Here is a 2,407-nt window from a genome sequence, read left to right on the forward strand (position 1 = left end):
CGAGGACCTGCTGGATGCGGGCAAGGCCTTCGGGCTGAAGCCGTCGGCGATCCTGCCCGCGTACGGCATGGCGGAGACGACGCTCGCGGTGTCGTTCTCCGAGTGCAACGCCGGCCTGGTCGTCGACGAGGTCGACGCCGATCTGCTCGCTGCGCTGCGGCGCGCCGTCCCGTCCAGCAAGGGCAACACCCGGCGGCTCGCATCACTCGGTCCGCTGCTGAAGGATCTCGAGGCCCGTGTCGTCGACGAGAACGGCAACGTGATGCCCGCTCGCGGCGTCGGCGTCATCGAGCTGCGCGGCGAATGCGTGACGCCCGGTTACATCACCATGGGCGGTTTCCTGCCCGCGCAGGACGAGAACGGTTGGTACGACACCGGCGATCTGGGTTATCTGATGGAGAACGGCCACGTCGTGGTCTGCGGCCGCGTCAAGGACGTCATCATCATGGCGGGCCGCAACATCTACCCGACCGACATCGAGCGCGCCGCAGGCCGCGTCGAGGGTGTCCGCATCGGCTGCGCCGTCGCCGTCCGGCTGGACGCCGGGCACTCGCGCGAAACCTTCGCCGTCGCCGTGGAATCCAACGCCTGGCAGGACCCGGTCGAGGTGCGGCGCATCGAGCACCAAGTGGCCCACGAGGTCGTCACCGAGGTCGACGTGCGGCCGCGCAACGTCGTCGTGCTCGGCCCCGGCACCATCCCGAAGACGTCGTCGGGCAAGCTGCGCCGGGCGAACTCGGTCACTCTCGTTACGTAGCAGCCGAGCGCCGGCTTCGAGTCAGCTCTTCGAGAGTTGTTGGGGGCAGTAATATTTCGCTGCAATCATGGCGAAGTTGGATGCTTCTTCCATGGTGAACCCCGCATTCCGGACCTTCACCTCGTGCACCAGTTCCAGAGCCGATTCGCCGTTGTTCAGGCACCCGCACACCGATTTGCCGGCGGTGATTGCTTGAGCCGGGCTGGGATAATGAATGCCGACTTTCTGTATGGCAGACAAGAAGCCCGCGTCGTCGCCGGTAGCGTCGTCCGGATCGGCGTACGCCGGTGCCGCGACAGCGATCACGATGCCAACGCCGAGTGCCACAAGTAGTGCTCTCATAACCCGCCCTTTCTCTTGAATCATGTTGTCCCCTAGCCCAACTGCGAATCTGGAGGGACGACTTTGGCCTTGCTTTTGGACAGATGCACCGCGTGGACGCCGGGTTTCGTCGCCAGTTGTTCGAGCAGACTGTCGAGACCGTCTTGGTCGACCGTGTGGTGCTGTACGCTTTCGGGCTTCTCCGATATTTGTGCGACCAAACGCTTCAGTTGCTCGGGCGACTGGTTGCCTTTGAGGTCCTTGAGCGGGGTGAGGCGGCGGACGCCACTGTTGGCTACGACGGTGGGGCCTCCGGCTCCGATTGCGCTGCCGAGCATTCCCGCCGCGGGCATTGAACTCAACATGCTTCCTTCGGCAATCGCCGCCGGCGACACGGCTTCCGGCCCGCCGGCGGACAGAGCGGCAGCGACCGTTCTGACCGCCGGTGTGGCGGTCGCCCAGCTGGGAGGGACTGACAACTTTCCCACCAGAGTGCCGGAATTGCCCATATCCGCCGACACTGAGCTGGTCAGCCAGCCCCGACTCCACCAGGGTCCGGTAAGTCCGCCTCCCAGACCCTCTTTCGGTATCGCGCCGAACCCAGGCGCGGGCGTGAACTTGAGAAACTGCGATACGGGGAAGTTAGTGAGCAGCCCGAGGTCGTTGAACCCGGTAGTGAAGCTAAGTGGAGTCTTGATCGCGTTGAAAAGCGCCGTGTACGTTGATGCCCCAGTTGGCCCAAACAGGCTGTTCAGCAGGCCGTTGAGGGTGTCCGTGTAGTCGGTGGACAGGTTTGCCAGCCATTGCAGCAGCGGCGATCCTGTGGAGGCCGCTGCGGTCGCAGCCGTCTGAGCGCTGGACCCGGCCTGAGTGGCAGCGGCTTGGGTTACGGCGGCCGACTGCGCCGCGGTGCCCGCGGTGTTGGTTGTTTGTGGCGGCTCGGTATAGGGCGTCAGCTTGGAGGCGGCCGCCGAGGAGGCGGCGTAGGTATCCATCGCCAGGGCGTCCTGCGCCCACATTTCGCTGTACAGGGCTTCGGTGGCGGCGATCGCAGCGTTGTTCTCCCCAATGATGTTGGTGGACACGAGCGATGCCAGCTGACTGCGGTTCGCTGCGATCTCCGCCGGCGGCACGTGGGCGGCGAATGCCGCGTCGTATGCGCTCGCTGCCGCGGTGGCCTGGCTGGCGGTTTCGGCGGCCTGCGCGGCGGTGCCCTGCATCCAACTCAGGTATGGAGCTACCGCGGCCGCCATGCTGAGCGACGTCGGGCCTAGCCAGGGTCCACTGGTCAATGATGAGATCACCGACGAGTAGGACGCCGCGGTGGAC

The 2,407-nt window shown here is 65.4% G+C and carries 3 protein-coding genes; 1 reads left to right on the top strand and 2 read right to left on the bottom strand.

The window, feature by feature from the left end:
- Nucleotides 1–757: AMP-binding protein (locus tag VN856_RS26930; protein ID WP_325695009.1), on the top strand; the 757-nt coding region annotated here is incomplete at its 5' end.
- 21 nt (nt 758–778) lie between these two features.
- On the opposite strand, the gene VN856_RS26935 is transcribed toward VN856_RS26930, so the two are convergent.
- A complete protein-coding gene (locus VN856_RS26935; RefSeq protein WP_325695012.1) occupies nt 779–1,099 on the bottom strand; it encodes a DUF732 domain-containing protein in 321 nt (106 codons plus the stop codon).
- Between the two features lie 32 nt (nt 1,100–1,131).
- Nucleotides 1,132–2,407, bottom strand: a 1,276-nt coding sequence (locus tag VN856_RS26940) for a PPE family protein (RefSeq protein ID WP_325695011.1), incomplete at its 5' end; no start/stop codon positions are given.

The organism is Mycobacterium sp. (genome assembly GCF_035603715.1).
Lineage (GTDB): Bacteria > Actinomycetota > Actinomycetes > Mycobacteriales > Mycobacteriaceae > Mycobacterium.

Bases quoted from the DNA above. Each gene is read 5' to 3' on its own strand.
- VN856_RS26935 (WP_325695012.1), bottom strand. From the start codon at position 1,099: ATGAGAGCACTACTTGTGGCACTCGGCGTTGGCATCGTGATCGCTGTC.